At 69.9% G+C, this 25,762-nt stretch carries 24 protein-coding genes; 15 read left to right on the top strand and 9 right to left on the bottom strand.

Going from position 1 to position 25,762, the window contains the following annotated elements:
• Window positions 1-3: 3 nt before the first annotated feature.
• Window positions 4-1,176 carry a DUF3182 family protein gene (locus CAL25_RS09585; RefSeq protein WP_094799741.1) on the bottom strand — a complete coding sequence of 391 codons (1,173 nt, stop codon included), beginning with the start codon at window positions 1,174-1,176 and terminating at the stop codon, window positions 4-6.
• A 167-nt stretch (window positions 1,177-1,343) separates the two neighbouring features.
• On the opposite strand from CAL25_RS09585, the gene CAL25_RS09590 reads away from it, so the two are divergent.
• On the top strand, window positions 1,344-3,164 hold the full coding sequence (locus tag CAL25_RS09590; protein WP_094799742.1) for a hypothetical protein: 1,821 nt from the start codon (window positions 1,344-1,346) through the stop codon (window positions 3,162-3,164).
• A 123-nt stretch (window positions 3,165-3,287) separates the two neighbouring features.
• Here CAL25_RS09590 and CAL25_RS09595 read toward each other — a convergent pair whose 3' ends face one another.
• From CAL25_RS09595 to CAL25_RS09605, 3 genes are read right to left on the bottom strand one after another with little or no spacing between them, the layout of a single operon-like run.
• A complete protein-coding gene (locus tag CAL25_RS09595) occupies window positions 3,288-4,286 on the bottom strand; it encodes a lysylphosphatidylglycerol synthase domain-containing protein (protein ID WP_094799743.1) in 999 nt (332 codons plus the stop codon).
• A gap of 28 nt (window positions 4,287-4,314) precedes the next feature.
• The gene (gene clsB / locus CAL25_RS09600) at window positions 4,315-5,553 is read right to left on the bottom strand and encodes a cardiolipin synthase ClsB (RefSeq protein ID WP_094800201.1); all 1,239 of its coding nucleotides are present in this window, start codon (window positions 5,551-5,553) and stop codon (window positions 4,315-4,317) included.
• Entirely contained in the window at window positions 5,553-6,227 is a 675-nt protein-coding gene (locus tag CAL25_RS09605; RefSeq protein WP_249279039.1) for an endonuclease/exonuclease/phosphatase family protein, read from the bottom strand. Before CAL25_RS09605 ends, clsB begins: the two co-directional genes overlap by 1 nt.
• A gap of 269 nt (window positions 6,228-6,496) precedes the next feature.
• Here CAL25_RS09605 and CAL25_RS09610 point away from each other — a divergent pair, with 269 nt between their 5' ends.
• From CAL25_RS09610 to CAL25_RS09635, 7 genes are all read left to right on the top strand, one after another.
• On the top strand, window positions 6,497-6,682 hold the full coding sequence (locus tag CAL25_RS09610) for a hypothetical protein (RefSeq protein ID WP_094799745.1): 186 nt from the start codon (window positions 6,497-6,499) through the stop codon (window positions 6,680-6,682).
• 152 nt (window positions 6,683-6,834) lie between these two features.
• Window positions 6,835-7,002, top strand: coding sequence for a hypothetical protein (locus tag CAL25_RS24200; protein WP_170948454.1), 168 nt, complete (start codon window positions 6,835-6,837; stop codon window positions 7,000-7,002).
• 73 nt (window positions 7,003-7,075) lie between these two features.
• Window positions 7,076-7,234, top strand: a complete 159-nt coding sequence (locus CAL25_RS09615) for a DUF3309 family protein (RefSeq protein ID WP_212590903.1) — start codon at window positions 7,076-7,078, stop codon at window positions 7,232-7,234.
• Between the two features lie 87 nt (window positions 7,235-7,321).
• A complete protein-coding gene (locus CAL25_RS09620; RefSeq protein ID WP_094799747.1) occupies window positions 7,322-7,576 on the top strand; it encodes a hypothetical protein in 255 nt (84 codons plus the stop codon).
• A 148-nt stretch (window positions 7,577-7,724) separates the two neighbouring features.
• Complete coding sequence (locus CAL25_RS09625; RefSeq protein ID WP_094799748.1) at window positions 7,725-8,333, top strand: PadR family transcriptional regulator; 609 nt, start codon at window positions 7,725-7,727, stop codon at window positions 8,331-8,333.
• 61 nt (window positions 8,334-8,394) lie between these two features.
• The gene (locus tag CAL25_RS09630; protein WP_094799749.1) at window positions 8,395-9,219 is read left to right on the top strand and encodes a siderophore-interacting protein; all 825 of its coding nucleotides are present in this window, start codon (window positions 8,395-8,397) and stop codon (window positions 9,217-9,219) included.
• A gap of 122 nt (window positions 9,220-9,341) precedes the next feature.
• Window positions 9,342-9,779 carry a universal stress protein gene (locus CAL25_RS09635; RefSeq protein ID WP_094799750.1) on the top strand — a complete coding sequence of 146 codons (438 nt, stop codon included), beginning with the start codon at window positions 9,342-9,344 and terminating at the stop codon, window positions 9,777-9,779.
• A 36-nt stretch (window positions 9,780-9,815) separates the two neighbouring features.
• On the opposite strand, the gene CAL25_RS09640 is transcribed toward CAL25_RS09635, so the two are convergent.
• Window positions 9,816-10,700, bottom strand: coding sequence for an ornithine carbamoyltransferase (locus CAL25_RS09640; protein WP_170948455.1), 885 nt, complete (start codon window positions 10,698-10,700; stop codon window positions 9,816-9,818).
• Between the two features lie 236 nt (window positions 10,701-10,936).
• Between CAL25_RS09640 and CAL25_RS09645 the strand changes: the two genes are divergently transcribed.
• The 3 genes from CAL25_RS09645 (at window position 10,937) to CAL25_RS09655 (ending at window position 15,728) form a co-directional block, all read left to right on the top strand.
• Window positions 10,937-11,947: a tripartite tricarboxylate transporter substrate-binding protein gene (locus tag CAL25_RS09645; RefSeq protein WP_094799752.1), complete on the top strand. Its 1,011-nt coding sequence runs from the start codon at window positions 10,937-10,939 to the stop codon at window positions 11,945-11,947.
• A 106-nt stretch (window positions 11,948-12,053) separates the two neighbouring features.
• Window positions 12,054-12,479 carry a polyhydroxyalkanoate granule-associated phasin gene (locus CAL25_RS09650; protein WP_094799753.1) on the top strand — a complete coding sequence of 142 codons (426 nt, stop codon included), beginning with the start codon at window positions 12,054-12,056 and terminating at the stop codon, window positions 12,477-12,479.
• A 210-nt stretch (window positions 12,480-12,689) separates the two neighbouring features.
• Complete coding sequence (locus tag CAL25_RS09655; RefSeq protein ID WP_094799754.1) at window positions 12,690-15,728, top strand: PAS domain-containing sensor histidine kinase; 3,039 nt, start codon at window positions 12,690-12,692, stop codon at window positions 15,726-15,728.
• Window positions 15,729-15,845: 117 nt separating this feature from the next.
• Here the strand turns inward: CAL25_RS09655 and CAL25_RS09660 are convergent, their stop codons facing one another.
• The gene (locus tag CAL25_RS09660; RefSeq protein WP_094799755.1) at window positions 15,846-16,223 is read right to left on the bottom strand and encodes a response regulator; all 378 of its coding nucleotides are present in this window, start codon (window positions 16,221-16,223) and stop codon (window positions 15,846-15,848) included.
• Between the two features lie 276 nt (window positions 16,224-16,499).
• Between CAL25_RS09660 and CAL25_RS09665 the strand changes: the two genes are divergently transcribed.
• The 4 genes from CAL25_RS09665 to CAL25_RS09680 all read left to right on the top strand — a co-directional run bounded on the left by CAL25_RS09665 (window position 16,500) and on the right by CAL25_RS09680 (window position 21,914).
• Window positions 16,500-17,045, top strand: coding sequence for a sigma-70 family RNA polymerase sigma factor (locus CAL25_RS09665; RefSeq protein ID WP_094799756.1), 546 nt, complete (start codon window positions 16,500-16,502; stop codon window positions 17,043-17,045).
• Window positions 17,045-18,031, top strand: coding sequence for a FecR domain-containing protein (locus CAL25_RS09670; RefSeq protein WP_094799757.1), 987 nt, complete (start codon window positions 17,045-17,047; stop codon window positions 18,029-18,031). Before CAL25_RS09665 ends, CAL25_RS09670 begins: the two co-directional genes overlap by 1 nt.
• 86 nt (window positions 18,032-18,117) lie before the next feature.
• Window positions 18,118-20,553 (top strand): TonB-dependent siderophore receptor, encoded by a 2,436-nt coding sequence (locus CAL25_RS09675; protein ID WP_249279011.1) that lies wholly within the window; start codon window positions 18,118-18,120, stop codon window positions 20,551-20,553.
• Window positions 20,550-21,914, top strand: a complete 1,365-nt coding sequence (locus tag CAL25_RS09680) for a PepSY-associated TM helix domain-containing protein (RefSeq protein WP_170948456.1) — start codon at window positions 20,550-20,552, stop codon at window positions 21,912-21,914. Before CAL25_RS09675 ends, CAL25_RS09680 begins: the two co-directional genes overlap by 4 nt.
• Before the next feature lie 46 nt (window positions 21,915-21,960).
• On the opposite strand, the gene CAL25_RS09685 is transcribed toward CAL25_RS09680, so the two are convergent.
• The 3 genes from CAL25_RS09685 to CAL25_RS09695 are packed head-to-tail and all read right to left on the bottom strand — an operon-like array spanning window position 21,961 to window position 25,703.
• Entirely contained in the window at window positions 21,961-23,769 is a 1,809-nt protein-coding gene (locus tag CAL25_RS09685) for an ABC transporter ATP-binding protein (protein ID WP_094799760.1), read from the bottom strand.
• Between the two features lie 25 nt (window positions 23,770-23,794).
• Window positions 23,795-24,661 carry an ABC transporter permease gene (locus CAL25_RS09690; protein WP_094799761.1) on the bottom strand — a complete coding sequence of 289 codons (867 nt, stop codon included), beginning with the start codon at window positions 24,659-24,661 and terminating at the stop codon, window positions 23,795-23,797.
• A 28-nt stretch (window positions 24,662-24,689) separates the two neighbouring features.
• Complete coding sequence (locus tag CAL25_RS09695; protein ID WP_094799762.1) at window positions 24,690-25,703, bottom strand: ABC transporter permease; 1,014 nt, start codon at window positions 25,701-25,703, stop codon at window positions 24,690-24,692.
• Window positions 25,704-25,762: the final 59 nt, after the last annotated feature.

Genomic DNA, 25,762 nt, shown 5'->3' on the forward strand with positions numbered 1-25,762 from the left:
TTGTTATTGGGCGCCACGGCGGGTCTCCTCGGCCTCGGGTTGGTCGGGACTCAGCCCGCCCGATTTGGAAATGAAGCCCACCGTGCTGTCGTAGGCATGGAAGGTCAGGTGGCCGCGCGGCGGCTGCACCTGAGGCTGACCATAGCGCTCCTGCGTATACGACTGCACCGTCTGCAGCGTGGGGTTATCGGCAAAGGCCTCGAGCGCCGCGATCTCCGCGATGCTCGCGCCTCCCGCGCGCCACGATTGCTCGAGCACGCCGGCGCGTTTGTCGCCGGCCTCGTCCTCGCCGATCGCGACGTCGTAGTTGCGCCGTGACGCGAGCAGGGCGGGGTAACAGGTCTGCACCGCGCTGTCGTAGACCCGGGCCTGCTGGATAGCCAGGCGTTCATCGGGATGCGTGGTCTGGGCCAGCAGTGCGTCCCAGCCGCCACGCACGACGCGCAGCCGCGAGCCGCCGTAGACCTGTTCGCCGCGGTTGTCCGAGGTGAGCGATTGCGTGCCGACATAGGCGGCATCCAGGGTGCCGATGCGCAGCGTGCCCACGCTGTAGGTCTCGAGCGAGGCCAGATTTTCTTCCAGCACCAGACCCAGGCTGCGCACGACGGGCTCCTGCAGGCGGCCCAGCGCGGCCTCGAGTTCTGCCGCGTTCGCCACCACTTCCTGGCCCCGGCCGGCATTCGCCTCGACCTGTTTGACCCGGATCGGGCCGCGCGCGAGCAGGGTGACGCCAGCGCGTTGCGCATCGGCCAGGCTGAACGCGGTGTAGCCGGCGAGCGTGACGCCCTCGAGCATCTCGCCCAGACGGCGCGACCAGCTCGACGGCGCGCGCGCCCGTGCGTTGATCAACGGGTGCGTGATGGACTTGGTGGCGACATAGGCGTGCGGAACGACGCCGCCGTAGAGGTCGGTTTCGCCGTCGATGCCGAGCGTGCTGGCACGGGCGCGTCCGATGATGGTACGAGCGGGCACGTAATACACGGAGCCGTAGCGCGGCCGCAGCGCCGGCCGATAGGCGGGCTCGGGATCGAGATCGAGCAATGCCGCAATGCGGCGCGCGAGCTGATCCTGCGAGGCGAGCTCGTGTTCGCTGGGCGCCTGGGCGCGGGGATAGGGTACGACCACGCCGCGGCGCGCCGCGGGGACGTAACTGGAAGAACGGGTGGGCGTCGTCATGAACGCGTCAGAGCAAGCCTCGTACCTGTAGTCTCACGACGGAGAGGAAACGGGGCCGCAACAAGCGGCCGGCGGCGGTGCTGCGCCGCAACGGCGGGCACACGACTTGCTACAGCCGCTGTATTGCCCGGTTACGGGCTCCTCCCGCGGCCCCGAGCCGTCGCATCATGACTCTCACGCTGATTTCTTCCATCGACTCGCGCGGTCCCGCCCGTGTAGCGGGCGCACCGGTGTTGCGGGTGCATGAACCTGCCCGCGGCGCCGAAACGCTGAATCGTTTTGCCTACAGCCTGCCCACGCCCTTGCGCATGGCGCTCACTCAGCGGCTCGCCATGGCCCGCCGCGCCCACTGGACCGAACGCCTGTGGCGTGCCGACGCCACCCTCTGGACGGGCGCCGACGAAGGCAACTGGCTGGGCTGGCTGACCTCGCTGCGCCGGCCGCAACGGCTTACGCGCGAGCTGGCCGCGCGCTGCGCGGCGCTCTGCGGCCAGGGCGCCACCGACGCCGTGCTGCTCGGCATGGGCGGTGCGAGCCTCGGCGCCGAAGTGCTCGTCGACATCGTGGGCAAGGCGGCCAAGGGCATGCGGGTGCATGTGCTCGACACCACCGACAGCGCCCAGATCCGGGCCGTGGCGCAGCGCATCGACCTGCGCTGCACGCTGTTCATCGTCGCCAGCAAATCCGGCACGACGATCGAATCGCGCATGCTGGCCGATTACTTCCACGAGCGCCTGTGCGCCGAGCTCGGCGAGGCCGAGGCGGGCAAGCGCTTCATCGCCATCACCGATCCGGGCACGCCGCTCGAAACCCATGCCCGCGAGCGTGGCTACGCCGCCGTTTTCCAGGGCGAGCCGACGGTCGGCGGACGCAATTCCGTGCTCACGCCGTTCGGTCTCGTGACGCTGGGCCTGCTGGGTCACGACCCGGCCGAATTCCTCAAGGCAGCGCGCCCGATGCTGCGCGCGTGCGCGCTGCGCGATCCCGAGAGCAATCCCGGCCTCTTCCTGGGCGCGCTGGTCGGCGAAGCGGCGCTGTGCGGGCGCGACAAGGCGACGATCCTGGCCACCCCGGGTCTGGCGCCTTTCGGTGCCTGGCTCGAACAGCTTTTGGCGGAGTCCACCGGTAAATATGGCCGGGGTGTGATCCCCGTGGACCGCGAGCCGGCCGGCGAGCGCGAAGACTATGGCGAGGACCGCCTCTTCATCGCCTTGATCGAGCCCGGCGAGGCCGGTCTGGCCGTGCGCTCGCGTGCGATCCGACTGGCCGAAGCCGGTCATCCCGTGGTGCTCTTCGAACTGGCGGATCCCGCGCGGCTCGGTCAGGAGTTTCTGCGTTGGGAAGTGGCCACGGCGATCGCCGGCGCGATTCTGGGCGTGAACCCGTTCGACCAGCCCGACGTCGAGGCCGCTAAGCAGCGGGCCCGCGCACTGACCGAGGCGTGGCGCACGGACGGCGCCTTGCCGGTGGCGGAACCGATGCTGCGCGAAGGCCAGCTGCGTTTCTATGGCATGCCGACCGGCGCGGGTTCCGCCGCCGAGCTGCTGGCGCATCACTTCGTGGCGCTGCGCGGCCGTGGCTACGGCGCCGTGCTGGCCTACATCGCGCGCAGCCGCGCGAACGAAGCCCGGCTCGAACAGCTGCGCCGCCTGCTGCGCGACGCCAGCGGCTGCGCCACGGTGGGCGGCTTCGGTCCGCGCTATCTGCACTCGAGCGGCCAGCTGCACAAGGGCGGCCCGGCCGGCGGTGTGTTCCTGCTCATCACGGCGGATACCAAGCCCGAGGTCATCGAAGGCCAGGGTCTGGACTTCGGCGTGATCCAGGCCGCGCAGGCGCAGGGCGATTTCGAGGAGCTGCGCGCGCGCGGACGTCCGTGCGTACGGGTGCATATCGAGGGCGACCTGCACAGCGGTCTGGCCCAGCTCGCGCACGCCCTGCACGAAGGCCTGTCGCAGTCCTGGCATCGCGCCGCCGAAGCGCACGCCTGATTCACGCAGTACAAAAACATCGCGGGACGACCGGTAGTACCGGCGTCCCGCGATTTTTATTGGGTGGAAGGAAGCGGGGTGGCTGCGGCAGACACGGCTCCCGCGTCCGCCGCACCCGCAGGATCAGGAATGCCGCACTTGCCCGCCGCCGTGACGCGCACGCCAGGCGAGCCGGGTTTCGATGATGCCGTAGGCCAGCACCGCGACCCCGAGCGGCACGACCGCGTATAGCGCGCGGTAGGTGAGGGCGGCGCCCAGCACCTGATAGCCGGGCAGCTGGCCCGCGAACGCGGCCATGAAGATCGCTTCGGTGGTGCCGAGACCGCCCGGGATGCGGGTCACGAGGGCGGCGAAACTGGTGCACAACAGCACGCCCAGCACGGCCGCGTAGTCGGCCTTGCCCTGCATCAGCACCCACATGATGGTGCCCATGATGGTCCAGGACAGCGCGGCCAGCAGCGTCTGCGCCACCGCCATGCGCCCGCCGGGCAGCACCAGATGCTGGCCGAACAGGCGGTAGCTGCGTTGGCGCGCCCTGGCGCAGTAGCCGATATAGACCACGCCCAGCACCAGGATCACCACGCCGATGATGCGCAGCACGCCACGGCCGATCTCCCAATCGGCCGGGACCGGCACCGCGCCGCTGACGAACACGGCGCCGCCCACGAAGGCATAGCCGATCCAGTTGGTCGCCGCCGAAAACAGCGCAACGCGCGTCGCCACCGACTTGCGCACGCCGAGTTTGGCGTAGAGCCTGAGCCGCATGCCCAGGCCACCCACCAGCACGCCGAGGTTCAGGTTCATGGCATAGCTCACCAGGGCCACGCCGGCGACCTGCAGCGACGGGAGCTTGTGCCGCGTGTAGCGCTTGGCGAGCAGGTCGAGGCTGGCATAGGCGAGATAGCCCGCCACCACCAGCCCGCCCGCGATCGCGATGTTGCGCGAAGGGATGTCGCGCATCGCGCTCCACACCTGTGGCCAATCGATACTGCGGGCCACGTGGAAGATCAGTCCTCCCACCACCAGCAGCACGAGCACGATCAGCACGCGTTTGATGAGGGGCCAGTGGCCTTGCCAGCGCCGCCGGAGGCGGTGCAGGGTGTGCGTACGCAGGTGTCTCATGACGGACTCCGGAAGCGGAAGCGCGGGTTCATGACGCCTCCGAGGGGGTGCGGGGCGTGGCGCTGTCGATGGTGTCGGCGCCCGGCAGGGCGTCGGCCTGTTGGCCCAGGGTCTTGAGTCGCGGCTTGTGCGCGGGCAGGCTGCCCGCCCAGGCCGGGAAGCGACGCAGGAAGTGATAGATCACGACGCCGAACCAGAGGCGGCGCAGACGGCGCGCGGACTGCGACGGGCGCGGCGCCAGCTTGCAGTGGTCGGCGATCAGGGTCTCCAGGCTCGTGCGCAGCGCCTGGTTGAGTCCGGTGTCGTGCACCACCACATTGGCCTCGAGATTGAGCGCCAGACTGAAGGGGTCGAGGTTGCTCGAGCCGATGGTGCTCCAGGCGCCATCGACGCAGGCGACCTTGCCGTGCAAGGGGCGCTCGCAGTATTCGTAGATCTGCACGCCGGAGCGCGCGAGATAGTCGTACAGCATGCTGGCGGCGTACTTCGCCACCGGCATGTCGGGCTCACCCTGCAGGATCAGGCGCACGCGTACGCCGCGGCGGGCCGCTTTCACGAGATCGCGCAGCAGGTTGAATCCGGGAAAGAAGTACGCGTTGGCGATCAGGATGTCTTCGCGGGCGGAGCGGATGCCGGCGCGGTAGTAGCGCTCGATGTCGGTGCGGTGCGTGTCGTTGTCGCGCACCACCAGGCGGCCGACGCCGTCCGCGCCGGGCGCGGCCTGCGTTGCGGTGCGCCGGCGCCAGCGCCGCCGTTGCCGCGGGCCCAGGGCCGCGCGCGCGTAGTTGGCCAGGTCCACGGCCAGCGGGCCATCGATACGCACGGCGTAGTCCTGCTTGGCCTCCGGCCCGGACTCGATCAGGTGGTCTTCCGAGAAGTTGATGCCGCCGATGAAGGCCACGGTCTCGTCCACCGCCACGATCTTGCGGTGCATGCGGCGGAACACGTTGGTCCGCATGCCGAGGATGCGCGGCCGCGGATCGAACACATGCAGCCGCACGCCGGCTTCGGTCAGTCCTTTGATGAAGGGCTCGGTCAGTTCGTCGGAGCCGTAGCCGTCGACGGTTAGGTCCACCGATACACCACGTCGGGCCGCCGCGATGAGCGCCTCGCGCAGCGCCTGTCCGACCGGGTCGTCGAACAGGATGAACGTTTCGACCAGCACCTCGGTCTTTGCCTGTCCGATGGCCTCGATCACCGCCGGGAAATACTCGCCGCCATTGATGAGCAGCTTGAACGTGTTGCCGTCGCGCCAGGGCATGTTCATCATAGCGAGATCTCCGCGGCGAGCGGCACGTGGTCCGACAGCTGCGACCACGGGCGCGAGGCCAGGGGCAGCGCGCGCCAGCTGCGCACGTTGCGAACATAAATCCGGTCCAGGCGCAGCAGCGGCCAACGCGCCGGAAAGGTCTTGGCCGGCCGGCCATAACGCGTGGCATACACCTCGGCGGCGCCGCAGCGGCGCATCACGCTTTCGGCACGCAGGCGCCAGTCGTTGAAATCGCCGGCCACGAGCACCGGCTCGTTGTCCGGCAGCTCCGCCATCAGGCTGCACAGCCGCGCGATCTGCCGCTTGCGCTGCCATTCGCGCAGGCCCAGGTGGACGCACACCGTGTGCACCGGGGCGCCATCGGCGCCCGCCGCGAGCACACAGTGCAACAGGCCGCGCGCCTCGTGGGGGCCTTCGCTTACATCGTGATTGTCGTAACGCATGATCGGATACTTGGAGAGCACCGCATTGCCGTGATGGCCGTGCGGATAGACGGCGTTGCGGCCGTAGGCGAAGTCCTGCCACAGGCTGTCCGCCAGAAATTCGTACTGCGAGGTCGTGGGCCAGTCGGTGTGACGCGCGGCATGTCGCTGATGCTCGCCCAGCACCTCCTGCAAAAAGACGACATCGGGCGCCGCCTGCCGCAGTGCCTCCCGCAGTTCGTGCAGCATGAAGCGCCGGTTGAACTGCGTGAATCCCTTGTGCGTGTTGACGGTCAGGACCTTGATCACGCCCGCGGCGCGAGGTGCGTCAGCGGCGCCAGAGGCCGGGGTCGATGGGGCGAGTGACTCCCGTGGGGGTGCGGTCATGCGGCGGGCTCCAGTGTGCGAGACGGCACCCAGAGCAAGCGTCATGCCCACGATGTTTTTCACCGGCTGGGCATGACACTTGCGAGAGCGACGGTGCGACCGCACTGTGCGCCGCGTCCAAGGAGACCGATATGCTTCATCTGATTCTGCCCAACGATAGCCTCGCCGCGCACACGCTCCGCATGCACGTGCCGCCGCGTCCCGATCCCATTCCGCCGGGCTCGCCCCCGGGCGATCTGCCCGTCGATCCCGATACCGACGAGCCCGAAGTCGACCTGCCGCCGGGCGAACCCGAGACGCCGCAAAAGGTGCAGTGAGCGAGCCTGGGGCAGCAGGGCGGCGCCGTAAGGCCGCCCGGTCAGGGCCGGCAAGTCGCCGCCTGCAACGCGCCATCCGGCCCGGGCACGCGACTTGCGAAAGGGGCTTCGGCGGAATCACCGCCTGTCTGTCAACACTCAGGAGACACACCATGAGTCAGCAGCGTCAGCCCGACCAGCAGAAACCGCAGAATCCCGGCCAGCGTCAACAGGCCCAGGAAAACATGCGCGACAAGAATGCTCCGCAGCAGCCCGGCAATCCCGCCGGCGGCAATAAGAGCGGGCAACAAGACTCGGGCAAGGGCAATCAGCAACGCTGATCGCTAACCCGAGGGGCCGCGTCTGTCCCAGGGTCGGGGCGGCGCGGCCCGTTTCCAGATAACGGACAAGGAGATCCTAATGGGCACCATACTTTTGATCGTGTTGATTCTGCTCCTCATCGGGGCGCTGCCGAGCTGGCCTTACAGCAGCGGCTGGGGCTATGGCCCGAGCGGCCTGTTGGGCGTTGTGGTGGTCGTACTGCTCATCCTGGTCCTTATGGGTCGGCTATAGAGCCTGCCCGCGCAACACCGTTTATTTCGATAACGCCGCGACGGGCCCGATGGGCCCGTTCGCGCACGCACATGAGAGGGGTAGCCTATGAGCAAGAGCGTTTGGCGTGATTTCGGCCCGTTTCGGGTGCATTGCAAGGTGGTGCGTACGCCCAAGGGGCGCTACGCGATCGAACTCTGCGTGGAAAAGCCGGAGTCCAAGGGCATGCCAAGCGTCTGGCCTTTGCCGCGCAACGTCGTCTTCGATTCCGAAGACGAGGCGATGAACCACGCGCGTCTGGTGCTGTCGGGTGTGCTCGACGTGCATCCGATCACCGGTGAGCCGCGCTTCGGCCTGCTCTGACCGCGACCGCCGGCATATCGTGCCGGCCCGGTTACACCGAGCGCCGGTCCGTCAGAGGCCATCACGCCGCTGACACACACTGCGTGGTTTGACGAACATATATCTTAAGATATATCGTACGATCTATATCGTAAGACATAGGTTCGTCATGCCCGCTCGTTCTCATTCCCTTCATACGTCCCGGCGCGAGCCCGGCCGTGGCGGCGACGACCACGGCTGGGCCCGCGGGCGCAAATTCTCCTCCGAGGATCTGCAGCTCATGGTGCTCGCGCTGCTGCGCGACGGAGCCAGCCATGGCTATGAGCTCATCAAGGCACTCGGCGAACGCAGCCAGGGCTACTACACCCCCAGCCCCGGCATGATCTACCCCACCCTGACCTGGCTCGAAGAAGCCGGTTACGCCACGGCGCAGAGCGAGGGCAGCCGCAAGCGCTACGCACTGACCGCCGCCGGTCTCGACCACCTTGCCTCGCACGAGGCGCGCGTCGCGCTGTTGCTGGCGAAGCTGGCGCATGTGGGCCGCAAGATGGCCTGGATCCGCCGTGCGATGGAGGCCGGCGAGCCCGAGCTCGACGCCGAGGGTGCCGACCGCCAGACCGGCTGGACGCCCGAATACGTGGCCGCCCATATGGCGCTGCGCGAGGCGCTGCTGTTGCGCGGGGGCGCCGCGCCCGCCGAGCAGCGCCGCATCGCCGCCATTCTGGCGCGGGCCACGCGGGCCATCGAGGCGCCGGGCACCGACGAGGCCGCCCCATGACGCCGCGGCTTGCCTGTACCCGGCCCGCCGTGCGGGCCCCTCGCGATACGGAATCACATTCATGAATCAAACGACACTCACCACCCCGGCCGCCGATCTCACCGTCGAGCGCGTGCGTCACACCCTCAAGCTGCGCCAGCTCACGGTGCAGCGCGTGCAATCCCTCACGCCGCACATGGTGCGCGTGACGCTCACCGGCGAGGACCTCGCCGACTTCGTGTCGGCATCGTTCGACGATCACGTCAAACTGTTCCTGCCCGAGCCCGGGCAGGCCGCCGTCCTGCCCACGATGAGCGAGCAGGGCCTCGCGTTTCCCGCCGACGCGCCCAAGCCGGTGATGCGCGATTACACGCCGCGCCGCTACGATGCCGCGCGGCGCGAACTCGACATCGATTTCGTGGTGCATGCGAGCGGCCCCGCCACCAGCTGGGCCGCGCAAGCCCGCGCCGGCGACACGCTCGCCATCGGCGGCCCGCGCGGCTCGTTCGTCGTGCCGACCGGCTTCGACTGGCATCTGCTGGTCGGCGACGACAGCGCGTTGCCGGCGATCGCGCGCCGCCTGGAAGAGCTGCCCGCCACCACGCAGGCCATCGCGGTGATCGAGGTCATCGATGCCCGCGGCGTGCTGGCGCTCGCCAGCCGGGCGGCGACGCGCATCGTGTGGCTGCATCGTGACGGGGCCGCGCGCTCGGGCCTCGCGGATGCCGTGGCCGGCCTGACCTTGCCGCCGGGCGAAGGCTATGCGTGGGCGGCCGCCGAATCGACGGCGGCGCGCGACGTGCGCCGCGTGCTGGTCGAGCAGCACGGCATGGACAAGAAGCGGGTGCGCGCGTCGAGCTACTGGAAGCAGGGCGCCGTGGGCGTGCACGAGACCCACGAAGACTGAGTTCCGCCACCGCGTTTGATCGGCCGCAAGCGTCGTGCGAGAGGTGTTGGCCGACGGGTCGGCGTACTGCCGTAGTATCGAGGGGAGCGGGCGGCTCGCGCCCGTTCCATCAGGAGACCGGTATGTACGAACACATTCTCATCCCCACCGATGGATCCGATCTGGCCGAAAAGGCCGTGGTGCAGGGGTTCGAGCTCGCGCGCAAGCTGGGCGCGCGCGTGACCCTGATCAGCGTCATTCAGCCGCTGCGTCCGCCCGGCGGCGAGTCGGTGCAGTTGCGCGGCACGCTCGAGGAATACGAGCGCGAACAGCGGCGGCAGACCGAGAGCTGGCTGGCGCAGGCGGGCCAGCGCGCCAGCGCGTCCGGCCTGACGTGTGACGTGGTGGCGGTCAACGCCATGAGTCCCGCCGAAGCCATCATCGACACGGCGCGCGAGCGCGGCTGCGATCTGGTCGCGATCGCCTCGCATGGCCGCAGTGGGCTGAGCGCCGTGTTTCTGGGCAGCGTCACGCAGAAGGTGCTGGCCGGCACGGATCTGCCGGTACTGGTCTACCGCTAAGACCGCTCACGGGCCGCGCCGTCGGCCCGTTGCCCCTCATAGCCCGCTTGCCGCCCACTCCAGCAGCGCGTTCTGCGCATGGAGGGCGTAGCCGTGCGCCAGCGGCCCGGTGCATGCCGCATGGCGCCAGGTGTCGGGATCGCAGGTGTCGGGATGGCTGTCGGGCGCCGCGATCACGTCGACGTCGGGGCGCAGCGTGTCGAGCAGCGCGGCATTGAGCCGGAACGGCGCCAGCAGTGTCGCCGCGGCATCGCGCGGCGCGGGCGCGGTCACGATCAGATCGGCGTCTTGGAGCTCGCCCATGTCGGTGCTGGTGACAAAACGCGGCGCCGTGCCTGCCGGCCGCAGCGCCAGCCACGGGCTGGCATAGACCTGCACCACGGTAATCGGCAGCAGCGTCGCTGCCTCGATCCAGGATTGCAGGCGCGCGCAATCGGGCATCACGGCACAGACCTTGATGCCATCGAGACGACCGTTGCGGTGCAGATGCCAGGCCAGATGGCCCAGCACCGGTAGCGGCTGATTGCGCCAGGTGCCCGCATTGATGACGGGGCAGGGCGCCGCGGCCGCGAGCGCCTGCAGCGTGGGGAGTTGCTGCGCGCCCGTCACGATCACGTCGAACCACGCGCCCAGTGTCGCGCCCGCGTCTTCGGCCTGTGCCGCGTCGCCCCAATCGGCGGGCACGCTGGCGCAGGTGCCGCCCATCGCCTGCACGCCGACCTCGAGCGCGGTGTTCTGCCGCCAGTTGCCGGCGGGCGGCAACGCCACGCGGCGTCCTGCCAGCACCTGCGGCACGCGCCGCGCCTGCCACCAGCGCGCCATGTCCTGCGCGCCTTCCAGGATCGCCATCAGATCGCGGGTCTCGAGCGCATCCAGCGCGAGGAAATCACGTGAGGCGGACGGCAGGGACGTGGGCTGCATATGGATATCCGGTTTTCGAGGATGCGGCATTGTGCCGCATGAATGCTGGCTGTGCGCGGTTCGGGCGCGGTTTCGCATGAAGACATTGCGCATCGGTATTTCGCGGGGCGCGCGGCGCGATCCTATCCTGCCTGCATGACAACGCGCCATCCGGACGAGGGCACGAGCAACCGAGATCGGTCTCCCTGTCCCGACCGCGTATTCCACCCGAACGTGTTCGACGCAGGAGCAGCAGCATGAACCGCAAGACGTTTCTGAAAAGTGGGCTGGGTGCCGTCCTGGCCGTGGCGGCCGGACTGGCGCTGTGGTCGGGCTCGGGCGCCGCGCCGGTCCCCGGCGAGGATGCCGCGCGCTTTCCGAACCGCCCGGTCAAGATCATCGTGCCGGTCTCGGCGGGCGGCAGTGCCGACAAACTCGCCCGTACGATTGCGCTGCGGCTGGGCGAGAAGTGGCAGCAGAGCGTGGTGGTCGAGAATCAGCCCGGCGCGAGCAGCGCCATCGGCAATGCCGCGGTCGCGCATGCGAGGCCGGATGGCTACACACTGTTGCTGAGCGGCGACTCGCTTTCCCTCAACGCGCTGCAGAGCAGCCGCGGCTACGATCCGCAACGCGACCTCACCGGCGTCACCAAGGCGGTCACCAATCCGCAGCTGCTGGTGGTGCGGCCGGGCCTGGGTGTGAAGACCTTCGAGGAGTTTGCCGAACTGGTACGCAAGCGCCCGGGTGAAGTCACGCTGGCGCTGCCGGGTGGCACCGGCAGCCTGCAACACCTGGCGGTGGAGCTGCTGAACGAGCGGATCGGCGCCAGGACCAACCAGATTCCGTATCCGGGCGGCGGCCCGGCCTCGCTGGATCTGCTGGGCGGCCACGTCGACGCGATGCTGATCACACTGGCCGCCGCGACCGAAAACGTGCGCACCGGCAAGTTGATCGCGCTGGCGGTCACCACCCGCTATCGTTCCAAGGCGCTGCCCGATGTGCCCACACTGCAGGAGGCGGGGCTGCCCGGCTACGAAGTGGAGAGCTGGCAGGGGCTGTCGGCGCCGGCCGGTACGCCGCGCCCGGTGATCGACCGCATCAATCGCGACGTGGTCGCCGTGCTGCGCGAGCCCGAGACCGCCACTTTGCTCGAGAACCTGGGCTTCACGCTCGCGGCCACGCCCGCGCAGGACGTCGACCGCACCGTGGCCGAGGACATCGCGACCTATCGCCGCGTGCTGGCCGGCGCCGGCGTCGCGCTGAAATGATTCCGCGATGTTGCATTGCGGCATGGCGCTTGCTGCGCCCGGGGGCACGCACCTCCACCGCGGCCGGCTCGGCCACGAACGGTGCGGTCCTCGAGGAGTTTCCGCCATGGCATCCCGACGTCGCGGCAGTGCCGCATCGCTATTCCGCAATACCGCCGAACTGGCGCTGGCCGCGCCGCAGGTCATCGCGCATCGAATGACCCGGCTGGCGTTGGCGGGCCACCCCTGGTCGGAACGCGACCGCAAGGAATTCACGCTCATGGGCATGGAAAAGGCCGGCGCCTTCGCGCAGGCCTGGAACGCGATGGCCTGGGCCAGCATGGTGAGCGGCCAGACGCTCGCGCTGCAGTGGTGGGCGGCCTGCTTCGCCCCGTGGCTGGGCTCGCGCAATACCGGCCAGTTCGTCCGGCAGTGGCAACAGGCGGGGCTGGGCGTGCTGGGCAAGGGGCTGGCGCCGATCCACGCCAAGGCGACGGCGAACGCGCGCCGCCTGGCAAGCACGCCGCTGTTGCCGGTGGGCCGGGGGCGTTGAGCCGGACACCGGACGTCGTATTCGCGGCACGCTTTATGCGGTAACACGGCGGTCCATGAACGCTCACCCGCCTCGTCGCGGGTCGCCCGCGGGGCTTGGCCGGCGCTTCGCCATCACCGCGTCGCGGCGTTCCATCTAGAATCAGGGAAACGCGCATCCGACGGACCGATCGAGTCCGGGCATGCTGACCCGAGGTCGAGACGGAATCCGATGGCCGCAAGTGTAGATCCCTCACACGAACTGCAGTACCAGCAGGAAGTGCGCCAGCGCTTTGGCGTGCTGCCCAACTTCTTTCGTGCATTGCCCGGCGCGTACGACCGCGTGCATCCGCTCTGGCCGTTCGCCCGCTCGGCTTATATCGACAACCCGCTGCCGTCCCTGTTCAAGGAGCGGCTGTTCGTCTACCTGTCCCGTTTCTGCCGCACGCGCTATTGCATCGTGCGCCATACGGGCTTTCTGGCGGGGCAGGGCCACGCCGCCGGCGATCCGCAAGCCGTGCCGCTCAGCATGGAGGCGATCCTGGGGTTGCTGCGGCGGCCCGTGCCCGACGCGTCGGCCGCCGAGCGCTCGCTGCGGGCCCTCGAGGCATATCCCACGCCGGGGCCCTTGCCCGAACCGGGCTCGCATCTCGACACACAGCTCTACGACGCGCTGACGCTCATGTTCCTCGCGCCGGAGCACGCGCGGCGGGCCGGCGCGGCGGTGCGCGAGTTGATCGGCGACGTTTATTACGAGCCGGTGAACGCGCTGCTGGCCTATACCCGCGCGGCGCATCACTGGAGCGATACCCATCCTGAGCTCGAAATCGAGCCGGACATGGTTGAATTCCTGGGGCGCCATCGCGAGCTGGCCCAGTTGCTGTACGACCCCGAGGAGGCGGCCGCCGCCAGCGTGAGCCTGCAATTGCGCCGCGCGCAGGACGACCTCGCGCACGCCGAAGACGCGCTGCAGCACAGCGAAGACCGCTACATCGGCCTCATCGAAGGGATCGCGCAGGCGATCTGGGAAACGGATAGCCACGGACGGATCGTGGCCGACAGCCCGAGCTGGCGCCGCTATACCGGCCAGACCGTGGAGCAGTGGCTCGATAACGGCGGGCTCATCGCGATCCATCCCGAAGATCGGGCGCTGGCCGATGGCGCCTGGCGCGAGGCGCTGGCGCATGGCACGAACGTGGACGCGGAGTTCCGGCTCTGGCATGCCGCCAGCCATGGCTACCGCTGGACCAACGTGCGCGCCGCGCCCGTGCGCGCGCCCGACGGCAAGATCGTCAAGTGGCTCGGCATGAACCTCGATATCGACGAGCGCAAACAGGCCGAGGCCCGGCTGCGCGAGCGCGAGGCCGATCTGGCGCGGGTTCAGCGCATCGGCGAAGTGGGCGGCGTGGACATCGACGTGGCCGGCGGCCTGCGCAGCTGGCGCTCGCCCGAGTATCTGCGCCTGCACGGGCTGCCGCCGCATTCGATCGAAGAGTCGCACGAGCAATGGCTGGCGCGCCTGCATCCCGAAGACCGGTTGCGCTCGCAACGGATCCTGATGGATGCGCTGGCCGGTAACGCCACGTTCTACGACAACGAATATCGCATCATCCGGCCTTCCGACGGCGACACGCGCTGGATCCACGCACGCGCGGACATCGAACGCGATGCGCAGGGCCGGGCCGTGCGCCTGGTGGGCGCCCACCTCGACGTCACCGAGCAAAAGCGGCTGCAGCAGGCGCTGCACGAGCGGGAAGAGCGCCAGCGCATGCAGCTCAAGCTGGCCGACGCGCTGCGTCCGCTGGCGTCGCCGCAGGCCATCCAGCGCGAGGCCGCGCGCCAGTTGGGCGAGTATCTCGGCGTGGACCGCGCGTTCTATGCCGAGATCGACCCGGCGGGGTCGGTGACGGTCAACGCCGAATATCGGAGCGACCTCGCGAGCGCGATACCCACGCAATTCCGCCTCGATGAGTTCGGCATCGGGCCGTGCACGGCGCTGGGCAACGGACGCACCCTGGCGGTACGCGATGTCGAACAGTGGAACTTGTTGTCGCCGCTGGACCTGCCCGCGTATCTGCGCGTCGGCGTGGCAGCGCTCATCAAGGTGCCGCTCGTGAAGGAGGGGCGGCTGGTGGCCTTTCTGGGCGTGCATCAGGACGCGCCGCGCGACTGGAGCGCCGGCGATGTCGCGCTGCTCGAAGAAGTGGCCGAGCGCACCTGGGCCGCCGTGGAGCGCGCGCGCGCCGAAAGCGCGCTGCGCGAGAGCGAGGATCGTCTGCGCAGCGCGGTCGAGGTGGGCCAGCTGGGCCTCTGGGACTGGAATCTCCTGACCGGCGAAATGCACTGGTCGGACCAGCTGTACCGCATGGCGGGCTACGTGCCGGGCGACGTGGTGCCCAGCTACGAGGCCTGGATGACGCCCATTCATCCCGACGATCGCGGTGCGGCCGAAGCGGCGCTGCGCAATGCCATGGGGGCGCACGGCGACTATGTGCAGGAGTTCCGCGTGGTGCATCCGGACAAGTCGGTGCACTGGCTGTACGGGCGCGGCCGGTTCTTTTACGACGTGGCCCGCCGGCCGGTGCGCATGATCGGCGCCACCGTCGAGACCACCGAGCGGCGCGACTTCGAGGACCGGCAGCGGGTGCTGGTGGCCGAGCTGCAGCATCGCACGCGCAATCTGCTCGCGGTGGTGCGCTCGATGGCCGACAAGACGGTGCGTTCCAGCGTGGATCTGCGTGATTTCCGGCGCCGCTTCGGCGACCGCCTGGATGCCCTGGGCCGCGTGCAGGGCCTGCTGTCACGTCTGAACGATCACGACCGGGTGGCGTTCGATGAGCTGATCCGCGAGGAGTTGTCCGCCATCGAAGGGCATTCGAGCCGTGTGACGCTCGAGGGCCCGAGCGGCGTGCGGCTGCGCTCGTCGACCGTGCAGATGTTGGCGATGGCCGTGCACGAACTGGCGACCAATGCCGTGAAATACGGCGCGCTGGGCCAGCCGCGCGGACGCCTGGCCGTGAGCTGGCGCCTGGAGCCGCACGGCGAGCACGGCAAGCCCTGGCTGCACATCGATTGGCGCGAAAGCGGCGTCGTGATGCCGGCGCCCGACGCGGCCCCGCGGGGCTCGGGCCAGGGCCGCGAGCTGGTCGAGCGCGCGTTGCCGTATCAGTTGCATGCCCGCACCACGTTCACGCTGGGCGAGGACGGCGTGCATTGCCTGATTTCGCTGCCGGTATCGAACACGCAGGCACACGAGGCGGAAGGGGACTGAGGCGGCGGCGCCCGTGCGCGCCGCGGTGAAGGCGCGTCGGGCGCCGCCGCGTCGGGCGCCGCTGTGTCGGGCGCCGCTGCGTCGGGTGCAGCGCGCCGCCGTTCCCGCGCGCGGGCGTCAGGCTGCCGTTTCGATGATGCGGGCGATGCCGCCCAGCATCGCGGCCGTGTTGTAAGGCTTGACGTAGCGTTCCACCTGCTCGAAGCGTGGCGGAATCGACGAGGCGTCGTAGCCGGTGGTGAAGACGAAGGGGATTCCCCGCGCGGCGAGCTCGTCGGCGAGCGGGAACACGGCCTGGCCGCCGAGGTTCACATCGAGAATGGCGGCGTCCATGGCGAGGCCGTCGCGCACCTGCCGCAGCCCGTCGTCGACGTTGCCGATCATGCCGGCCACGACGGCGCCCGCATCTTCGAGTTCGTACTGCAGAAACTCGGCAATCATGTACTCATCTTCGACGATCAGAATGCGCCGATCGCGCAGACTCTCTTCTGTCATTTCCGCTCCGGGACCCATCTTGTTGAGAAATCTCCTCGTCTATCGCGGCGCGTACGCCTTCTCGCTGCGCTGAGCATACCCCAGAGCGCGCGATGCGCGAGGCGGCGCCGGTGTGGGGACGCGGCGCCGAATGGCGCACGCGGCATGTTTCGTGCCTGCGCCTCGCGCCGGCCGGATCGGCCGGGCGGCGACGCTGTGTGATCGGCGTCGGAAGGGGTCGCCGGCGCCGCCGCGCTTGTGTAATAATAAATATCATTATCAACACGAGTGCCCCCCGTGCCGGACCGCGAGCACGCAGCCGGCGCGACGGTATCGGCTCTCTACAGCGCTCATTGCGGGTGGCTGCAGAGCTGGCTCCATCGGCGGCTGCACGACCACCACCAGGCTGCCGACCTCAGCCATGACACGTTTCTGACCTTGCTGGCGCGGCGCCAGCCGGTTGCCGACGTGCGTGAGCCGCGCGCCTTTCTGAGCACGATCGCGCGCGGCCTGCTGGTCGACTTCTGGCGCCGGCGCGACATCGAACAGGCCTGGGCCGAGACGCTGGCGGCGCGACCGGAAGAGACCCATCCTTCGCCCGAGGTCCAGCTGCAGGCGCTGCAGGCATTGGTGGAGATCGACCGCACCCTGCAACGTCTGGGCGCACGCGCCCGGGCCGCCTTCCTGATGCACAAACTGCATGACATGACCCACGCCGCGATCGCGGCCGAGCTGGGCGTGTCCGAACGCACGATACGCGGCGACATCGCGCGCGCCATGCTGTGTTTCCTGCGCGACGCGCCGGCCGCCGGGCCCGCGGCCGCGGACGGAGCGCCATCCTGATGCGCGCGCAGGCTGTCGCCCAAAACCGCGTGCTCGAAGCCGCCGCCCATTGGTACGCCGTGCTCAGTTCGGGCGCGCCGAGCGAGCGCGAACGCGCCGACTGGCGTGCCTGGCTCGCCGTCGACCCGGCGCACCGCACGGCCTGGCAACGGGTCGAAGCGATCAGCGCGGGCTTCGAGGCGCTGTCGGCCCAGTCCCTGAGCCGCGAGGCCAGCCTGGCTGGCCTGGAGGCGGCCGCCAAGGGGCGCCGCGACCGGCGCCGCCTGCTGTCGCTGGCGCTCATCGCCGGCGCGACCGGCGGACTGGCCTGGGGCGTCGCGGGGACGCCGGTCGGGCGCCGCACGCTGGCCGCGTGGCGCGCCGATCTGAGCACGCCGGTGGGCGGCTCGCACGATGTCACGCTGGCCGACGGCACCCGCGTTCAGCTCAATACCGACACGGCGTTGCGCGTCGATTATTCTGCCGCGCTGCGCCGCCTGGTGCTGCTGCGCGGCGAAATCATGATCTCGACGGCGAGCGATCCCGGGCGGGCCTTCGTGGTGGACACCGCCGAGGGGCGTATGCAGGCGCTCGGGACCCGCTTCAACGTGCGCAGCCTGGACGGCGAGACCACGCTGGCGGTGTTCGAGGGGGCGGTGCAGGCGCATTTTGCCGACGGCACGCCCGCGGGCTATCGCGTCGATGCGGGCATGCGGGTGCGCGGCGGCGCGCACGGCGTCGCGGCGCCCACGCAGGCCACGCCGCAGGACAAGAACTGGACCCGCAGCATCCTGCAGGTCGAAGACATGCCGCTGGCCGAGGTGCTGGCGGAGCTGGGGCGTTACCGGCGCGGCCACCTCGGCTGCGACGACGCGGTGGCGTCCATTCCCGTGACCGGCACGTTTCCCTTGCGGGATCCCGAGCGCGCGCTGCGCATGCTGGCGGAAGGCCTGTCGCTGCGGGTCAGCCAGCCCCTGCCGTGGTGGACGCGCCTGCAGCGCGCGTGAACGCCCGGCTGTTACAAAATCGTTTGCCGCTTTCGCGTCGCTCATCCGGCCTATAGGCACTCAACACCCTGTAGCGGACGCGTGGCATGCTCATCTCTTCTCGTAATTCCCCGATCTCTTCCTCGCGACCGGCCTGGCGGCCAGGCCGGTACGCGGCGCTGACCCTCGCGGCCAGCCTGACCCTGTGCGCCTGGCCGGTGATGGCGCAGGCGCAGGCGGCGGGCGCCGCCGCGCAGGTGCGGCAGTTCGACATTCCGGCCGGCCCGCTGGCGCAGGTGCTGAACCGGTACTCCGCCGAGGCCGGCCTGTTTGTGAGCAGTCACGGGGATCTCACCAGCGGGCGCCGCAGCCCGGGGGTGCGCGGTAGTTACTCGCCGCAGGCGGGTCTCACGGCGCTGCTGGCGGGCACCGGCTTGCAGGCCGATCGCCTGCCCGACGGCGGATACGTGCTGCGCCAGGCGCGCCAGGACATCGTCGAGCTCGCACCGATCGGCGTGACGGGCTACCACGAACGGCCCGATGGTCCCGTGTTCGGCGTGGCGGCCACCCGCAGCGCCACGGGCACCAAGACCGACACCCCCATCATCGAGACGCCGCAATCGATCTCGGTGGTGAGCTCCGTGCAGATGCGCGATCAAAAGCCGCAGACGCTGCAGGAGGCGCTGGGGTATACGCCGGGCATCATGCCGGGCGTCGTGTCCGTGAACTCGATGTTCGAAGACACCATGAGCATCCGGGGCTTCGAGGCCAACCCGCAGACCGGCAGCTATTACCGCGACGGCATGCGCTACATGATCAACCAGTACAACGGCAAGCAGGAGCCGTACGGGCTGGAGCGTATCGAGGTGCTGCGCGGACCTTCCTCGGTCCTGTACGGCGCCGCCGCGCCCGGCGGCATCATCAACACCGTGACCAAGCGTCCACCCTCCGAAGCGATGGGCGAGATCAATCTGGATGCCGGCAGCTTCGATCGGCGCCAGATCTCGGCCGACATCGGCGGCCCGATCGACGAGGCGGGGGAGTGGTCGTACCGCGTGACGGGTCTGTTCCGCGAGAGCAAGCAGTTCCTCGACCACAGCAAGGACAACCGCAGCTACTTTGCGCCGGCGCTCACGTGGCGCCCCTCTGCCGCGACGTCGGTGACCTTGCTGGCGAACTACCAGCGCAGCGATACGCTCTATCCGCCGGCGGTACCGGTGACCGGTACGCTCTGGACCAACCCCAACGGCGATATCCCGCGCCGGCGCTTTCTTGGCGAGCCGAACCACAACACGTTCGATGTGGAGTCGACCTCGGCCGCGCTGCTGATCGAGCATGCGTTCGACGACACGCTGAAGTTCCGCCAATCGCTGCGGTATTACGACGCCGATCTCAAAATGCGCTACGTGCTCTTGAGCGGTGACGTCGATGCGGCCACCCAGCGCCGGGTGGCGCGCCAGGCGCGCGGCTTCGACGATCGCACCACGGTGCAGACCTCCGACACCAACCTCGAGAAGAAATTCCAGACGGGCCCGGTGGCGCATACCGTTCTGGCCGGTTTCGACTACACACGTTCCACCTACAACAGCGACCGGCTGCGCGGCGCGCTGCCGGCCATCGATGTCTACAACCCTGTGTATCAGAACGAGGTGATTGCGTTGCCGTGGCAACAACGGCGCAACACCGAACATCGCCTGGGGCTGTACCTGCAGGATCAGCTCAAGATCGCCGACAAGGTCGTCGTGCTGCTGGGCGGACGCTACGATCGGGCGCGCGCCGAGAACCGCGCGCTTCACGCGCCGGGCAGCGATGCGCAGGATCGCGATTCGGCCTTCACGGGCCGTGCCGGGGTGGTCTACCTGGCGGACAACGGTCTCGCGCCGTATGCCAGCTTCAGCCAGTCGTTCGAGCCTACCAGCGGACGTGATCGCAACGAGAACACGTTCGAGCCCAGCCGCGGCACGCAGTACGAGATCGGGCTGCGCTACCAGCCGGCCGGTGAAGACATGATGCTGAGCGCGGCGCTGTTCGACCTGGAGCGCAAGAACGTGCTGACGGCGGATCCGTTCGATCCGACCTTCTCGGTGCAGACCGGCAAGGTGCGCTCGCGCGGTCTCGAACTCGAGGCTCGCGCCCGGGTCACGCCGCAGATCGACGTGATCGCCGCGTATACCTTCACCGACGCGAAAGTGCTGAAGAGCAATGTGCCGGGCGAGGAGGGCGAGCGCTTCAACACGCCGCGTCATGTGGCTTCGCTGTGGACCGACGTGAATCTGTCGAAGTGGGTGCTGCAGGGGCTGAAGGCCGGTGCGGGTCTGCGCTACGTGTCCGCGCGCCCGGACCGGCCCTCGCGCGACTGGCTGGGTGGCGCGGGCTACACCGTGGTGGACGCGCGGGTGAGCTACGAGACCGGGCCGTGGGTCTACGCCCTGAACGTCACCAACCTCACCGACAAGACCTACATTCCGTCGACTTGCTACACCGGCACGTGCAGCTACGGTGAACCCCGCCGCATCATCGGGACGGTGAGCTACCGCTGGTGATTCCCGTGCGTGGCGCGCTGGTACGCCTGCATCGCTGGACCGGCCTGGTCCTGGCCGGCTTCCTCGTCGTGGTCGGCCTGACCGGGATTCCCCTCGCCTGGTACGGCGATCTCGACCGGGCCACCGCGCCCGGGCTGCATGACGCCGCGGCGCCCGCGCCGGGCGCCGCGCCGCTCGATGTCATGGTTCTGCGCGAACGCGTGCGGCAGGCGTGGCCCGGGGCGCTGATGCCCGCCACGCCGCTGTCGGTGCCCGCCGGCGGCACGCTCGCCTTTCCGGTATGGGCGCAGACCGGCGAGGGCGCGCCCGTGCTGCACGAGGTGTTCATCGATCCCTACACCGGCGAGATCCGCGGCGACCGCCGCTGGGGCGACGCCAGCCAGGGCCTGCGCAATCTGATGCCGGTGCTGCATCGTATTCATGCGGCTTTGATGGTGGAGGGCGTGGGCGAGCTGCTGCTGGGCATCGTGGCCTTGCTCTGGACACTCGACGGCTTCGTCGGCGCCTGGCTGACGTTGCCCGCGCGCGCGGCCGCGCGTCCGGGCGCGCCGGGCTGGTGGCAACGCTGGCGGCCGGCCTGGCAGCTGCGCCTGCGGTCCGGCGCGCACAAGCGCAATTTCGATCTGCATCGGGCCGGCGGGCTGTGGCTGTGGGGCGCGCTCACGGCCATGGCGTGGAGCAGCGTGGCGCTGAGCCTGCCCCAGGTGTACGACCCGGTGATGCGGCAGGCGCTGGCGTATCAGCCGGATCCGCGGCGGCAGGCGGCAAGTCCGCAGCGCGTCGTTGGGACAGGCGCGGGGGCACCGGCCACCGGTACGCCCGCCGCCGGTACGCCGGCCGCCGGCACGCCGGCCACCGGTACGCCGGCCGCCGGCACGCCGGCCACCGGTACGCCGGCCGCCGCCTCCACCGCGGCGCGCTCGGGGCCATCGGCGCCGATGGAGACGGAAGCGGCGCGGGCCGTGGGCCGCCGATTGATGGCGGGGCTCGCGGCACACGAGGGCTTCGAGGTGCGGCGCGAGCATTGGCTCGCCCTGGACGCGCGCCGCAATCTGTACCGCTATACCGTGGTCAGCACGCGCGATCTGCGCGAACGCAGTGGCGCCACGTCGGTCTACTTCCGCGCCGATAGCGGCGACGAGGTGGGCCACTTCCTGCCGCGGGGGCGCGCGGCCGGCGACAGCGTCAAGCATTGGCTGACCAGCCTGCACATGGCCGCGATGTGGGGCTGGCCGCTGCGCGTGGCCGTGGCGCTGGTCGGCGTCGTGACCGTCTTGCTGAGCGTCACCGGCGTGTGGCTCTGGGCCAAGCGCCGCCGGGCCCAGGCCCTGGCGCGCCAACGGCAGCGCCCGCGCGCATAGGCGCTGCGCCGCGTGCGCAGTGGCCCGGCGTCGCGGCGAGTCCGGGTCAGGCCCGGCGCTGCCGGGGCACCTCGTCCTGCGCGCCGGGCATCGCGGCGAGCAGCTCGCGGGTGTAGGGATGGCGCGGATCGTGCCAGAGCGCGTCGGGCGTGCCCTGGTCGACGATACGGCCGGCCTGCATCACCATCACGCGATCGCAGAAGTAGCGCACCACGGCCAGGTCATGCGAGATGAACAGGTAGCTCAGGCCGAGCTCGGCCTTCAGGTCCGACAGCAGATTGAGAATCTGCGCCTGCACCGAAACGTCGAGTGCCGACGCGGGTTCGTCGAGCACCAGCAGCCGGGGCCGCACGATGAGCGCACGCGCGATGCCGATGCGCTGGCGCTGGCCGCCCGAGAACTGATTGGGATAGCGGCGCGCCGCGTCGGCCGGCAGCCCCACCTGACGCAGGATCTGCTCGGTGCGCGCCGCGCGTTCGTGACGGTCGCGGACCCCGTGCGCCTTCTGCACGGCGCCGAGGATGGTGCCGACGCTATGGCGCGGATTGAGCGAGGCGTACGGATCCTGGAACACCATCTGCACCTGGCGACGCCAAGGCTTGAGGTCGCGTTCGCGCAGCGCAAGCAGGTCGGTGCCGTCGAAGAGCGCGTGGCCCGCGTGGGCGGGCGTCAGTCGCAGCAGCGTGCGCGACAGCGTCGATTTGCCGCAGCCGGACTCACCGACCAACCCCAGGGTTTCGCCGCGCCAGACGTCGAGATCGACGCCGTCGACCGCCATGACCGGGCCGCCGCGCCCCTCGTAGCGGGTCTGCAGGCCGCGCACGCTGAGCAACGGAGCGGGTGCCTTCGCTACGACAGCCGCAGCGCCAGATGCTGGTACGCCGGTAGCCGCAGCGGCGGCCGCCGGTACGCCGGCCGCCGGAGCGCCGGCCGCCGGTACGCCGGCCGCCGCCCTCGCGGCCGCGGGCTGCACCACCTCGAATTCCCGCGGCGTGCCGTCGGCATCGCGTCGCACCCGGATCTCGGGCAGCCGTTCACTGCGGGCGCGCGCATCGATGCGCGTGTGCAGCGAGGCCGCAAGCAAGCCGCGCGTGTATGCGTGGGCCGGCGCGGCGTACAGGCGTTGCACCGGCGCCCGCTCGACGGCCACGCCGTCGTGCATCACGACGACCTGATCGGCGCGCTCGCGCACCACGCCGAGGTCGTGCGTGATGAGCAGCAGCCCCATACCCAGGTCGTGGCGCAGCTCGTCGAGCAGGGCCAGAATCTGCGCCTGCACGGTCACGTCGAGCGCGGTCGTGGGCTCGTCGGCGACGAGCAGGCGCGGCCGGCACGCGATCGCCATCGCGATCATCACGCGCTGGCGCTGACCGCCCGAGAGCTGATGCGGATAGTCGTGCAGCCGTTGTGCCGCGCGTGGGATGCGCACGCGTTCGAGCAGCTCCAGCACGCGCGCGTGCCGCGCGGCGCGGTCCAGGTCTTCGTGGCAACGGATGGCCTCGGCGATCTGGGCGCCGATGGTGTGCACCGGGTTCAGCGAGGTCATCGGCTCCTGGAAGATCATGGCGATGTCGCGGCCGCGCAGGCGGCGAAAGGCCGGCTCGGGCAGATCGTGCAGGGCCTGGCCGTCGAGGTGCATCGCGCCCGCCACCGCGGCGCCCGGCGCGAGCAGCCGCAACAGGGCGAGCGCGGTGGTGGACTTGCCGCAGCCCGACTCGCCGACCAGCGCCAGGGTCTGGCCCGCGGCCAGCGTCAGGTTCAGGCCGCGCACGGCATGGTGGACGCCGCCGGGCGTGGCGAAACGGACGTGCAGGTCGGAGACCTCGAGAAGCGGCGGGAGAACGGAACGGGTCATGCGAGGGAACACTCCGGGGCGGGCGTCAGCGCGACAGCCTGGGGTTGAAGGCGTCGTTGGCGGCGTCGCCCAGCAGATTGAGGGCGAGCACCGTCGCCACGATGGACAGGCCGGGCAGGGCGGCGAGGTACCAGGCCGTGCGCAGCATCTCGCGTGCGTCGCCGATCATGCTGCCCCACGACATCACGTTGGGGTCGCCCAGGCTCATGAAGGACAGGGCGGATTCCATCAGGATGGCATTGGCTACCAGCACGGAGGTGGTCACGATGATGGGCGGCAGCGCATTGGGCAGGATCTCGGCGAGCACGATGCGCGCATGACCATAGCCTTGCGCGCGCGCCGCCAGCACGAACTCCGCGTGCACCAGCGAACGGAACTCCGCCCGGACCAGCCGCGCCACCACCGGCCACGACGACACGCCGATCGCCAGCGCGATCACGGCCACGGAGGGCTGCGCGATGGCCACGATCACGATGACGAGCAGGAATGCGGGAATCGTCTGGAACAGCTCGGTGATGCGCACGAGCACCCGGTCGGCCCAGCCGCCGAAATAGCCGGCCGCGGCGCCGACGGCCACGCCGATCGTGAGCGAGAGCGCGGCGGCCGCGAGGCCGACCAGCAGCGACACGCGCGCCCCGTGCGCGAGGCCCGCGGCCACGTCCCGGCCCATGGTGTCGGTGCCCAGCGGGTAGGCCGCGTCGGCGCCCGGCCAGGTCAGCGGCGTGCTCACCATGTCGAGCGGATCGGCGGGAAACAGCCAGGGCGCCGTCAACGCGGCGCCGGCGACGACGGCCAGCAGTGCCAGGCCGACGAGCGCGGCGGGGTTGACCAGGAAGCGGCCGAGCGCGGTGGCGCGCCAGGGGGCGGGTCGGGCGAGTGCGGTGAGGCTCATGGGTGTCCAGTCTTGGCGTGGGGGGACGTCAGCGGCTGCGGACGCGCGGGTCGAGCGCGGTCTGGGCGAGGTCCACCACGATGTTGGCGACGATCACGAGCAGCGAGGAGAGGATGAGGATGCCCATGAGCACCACGTAGTCGCGGGCCATCACCGATTCGTAGGCGAGGCGGCCCAGACCGGGCCAGCTGAACACGGTTTCGACGACCACGGCGCCGCCCAGCAGCGTGCCGAAGTTCAGGCCGGCCACCGTCAGCACCGGCATCAGCGCGTTGCGCAGGATGTGCCGCAGCGTGACTGCCAGCGGCGCCAGACCCTTGGCGCGCGCGGTGCGCACGAAGTCCTGGCGGCTGACCTCCAGCATCGAGGCGCGGGTCAGCCGCGCGAAGATCGCCACATAGAAGCCCGCGAGGGCCAGCGTGGGCAGGACCAGATGGCGCGCCACATCCAGCACGTGCGCAAGCCCGTGGGCGTCGCCGCCCAGCGTGCCCACACCGCCCGGTGGCAGCCAGCCCAGTTGCACCGACAACAGAATGATTGCCATCAGGCCGAGCCAGAAGCCGGGCGTGGAATACAGCAGCAGCGCCGCGAGCGACAGGATGCGGTCGGGCCAGCGGCCCACGAAGGTGGCCATGACCGTGCCGAGCACGAGACCCGCGAGCAGGGCGGCGCCGAGCGCGGTGCTCATCAGCAGCGCCGTGTTGCCGATGCGGCTCGCGATCAGGTCCACGACCGGGGTGTTGTAGCGCGGCGAGAGGCCGAGGTCGAGCCGCAGCAGGTGATGCAGATAGTTGCCCAGCTGCTGCAGCATCGGCAGGTCCAGGCCGAAGTGTTTGCGGGTGGCGGCCATGCTGTCGGCGGTGGCCGAGCCGGATTCGGCGGCGATCACGTCGGCGGCGTCGCCCGGAATGGCCTGCATCAGGAAGAAGCTCAGCAGGATCACACCCACGACCGTGGGCAGGGCGTGCAGCAGCGCACGGCCCGCCGCGCGAGTCAGCACGGGCAGGCGCGAGGGGCGGGCGGAGACGGAGAAATCAGGCATCGGAACGGCCGGGCAGGGGGAAGGCGACGGACTGCCGATCGTAGAAGGGCCCCCGGGGG

Source organism: Bordetella genomosp. 5 (assembly GCF_002261315.1).
Lineage (GTDB): Bacteria > Pseudomonadota > Gammaproteobacteria > Burkholderiales > Burkholderiaceae_B > Bordetella.

Bases quoted from the DNA above. Each gene is read 5' to 3' on its own strand.
- CAL25_RS09585 (WP_094799741.1), bottom strand. From the start codon at position 1,176: ATGACGACGCCCACCCGTTCTTCCAGTTACGTCCCCGCGGCGCGCCGC.
- CAL25_RS09590 (WP_094799742.1), top strand. From the start codon at position 1,344: ATGACTCTCACGCTGATTTCTTCCATCGACTCGCGCGGTCCCGCCCGT.
- CAL25_RS09595 (WP_094799743.1), bottom strand. From the start codon at position 4,286: ATGAGACACCTGCGTACGCACACCCTGCACCGCCTCCGGCGGCGCTGG.
- clsB (WP_094800201.1), bottom strand. From the start codon at position 5,553: ATGAACATGCCCTGGCGCGACGGCAACACGTTCAAGCTGCTCATCAAT.
- CAL25_RS09605 (WP_249279039.1), bottom strand. From the start codon at position 6,227: ATGCTGCACGAACTGCGGGAGGCACTGCGGCAGGCGGCGCCCGATGTC.
- CAL25_RS09610 (WP_094799745.1), top strand. From the start codon at position 6,497: ATGCTTCATCTGATTCTGCCCAACGATAGCCTCGCCGCGCACACGCTC.
- CAL25_RS24200 (WP_170948454.1), top strand. From the start codon at position 6,835: ATGAGTCAGCAGCGTCAGCCCGACCAGCAGAAACCGCAGAATCCCGGC.
- CAL25_RS09620 (WP_094799747.1), top strand. From the start codon at position 7,322: ATGAGCAAGAGCGTTTGGCGTGATTTCGGCCCGTTTCGGGTGCATTGC.
- CAL25_RS09625 (WP_094799748.1), top strand. From the start codon at position 7,725: ATGCCCGCTCGTTCTCATTCCCTTCATACGTCCCGGCGCGAGCCCGGC.
- CAL25_RS09630 (WP_094799749.1), top strand. From the start codon at position 8,395: ATGAATCAAACGACACTCACCACCCCGGCCGCCGATCTCACCGTCGAG.
- CAL25_RS09635 (WP_094799750.1), top strand. From the start codon at position 9,342: ATGTACGAACACATTCTCATCCCCACCGATGGATCCGATCTGGCCGAA.
- CAL25_RS09640 (WP_170948455.1), bottom strand. From the start codon at position 10,700: ATGCAGCCCACGTCCCTGCCGTCCGCCTCACGTGATTTCCTCGCGCTG.
- CAL25_RS09645 (WP_094799752.1), top strand. From the start codon at position 10,937: ATGAACCGCAAGACGTTTCTGAAAAGTGGGCTGGGTGCCGTCCTGGCC.
- CAL25_RS09650 (WP_094799753.1), top strand. From the start codon at position 12,054: ATGGCATCCCGACGTCGCGGCAGTGCCGCATCGCTATTCCGCAATACC.
- CAL25_RS09655 (WP_094799754.1), top strand. From the start codon at position 12,690: ATGGCCGCAAGTGTAGATCCCTCACACGAACTGCAGTACCAGCAGGAA.
- CAL25_RS09660 (WP_094799755.1), bottom strand. From the start codon at position 16,223: ATGACAGAAGAGAGTCTGCGCGATCGGCGCATTCTGATCGTCGAAGAT.
- CAL25_RS09670 (WP_094799757.1), top strand. From the start codon at position 17,045: ATGCGCGCGCAGGCTGTCGCCCAAAACCGCGTGCTCGAAGCCGCCGCC.
- CAL25_RS09675 (WP_249279011.1), top strand. From the start codon at position 18,118: ATGCTCATCTCTTCTCGTAATTCCCCGATCTCTTCCTCGCGACCGGCC.
- CAL25_RS09685 (WP_094799760.1), bottom strand. From the start codon at position 23,769: ATGACCCGTTCCGTTCTCCCGCCGCTTCTCGAGGTCTCCGACCTGCAC.
- CAL25_RS09690 (WP_094799761.1), bottom strand. From the start codon at position 24,661: ATGAGCCTCACCGCACTCGCCCGACCCGCCCCCTGGCGCGCCACCGCG.
- CAL25_RS09695 (WP_094799762.1), bottom strand. From the start codon at position 25,703: ATGCCTGATTTCTCCGTCTCCGCCCGCCCCTCGCGCCTGCCCGTGCTG.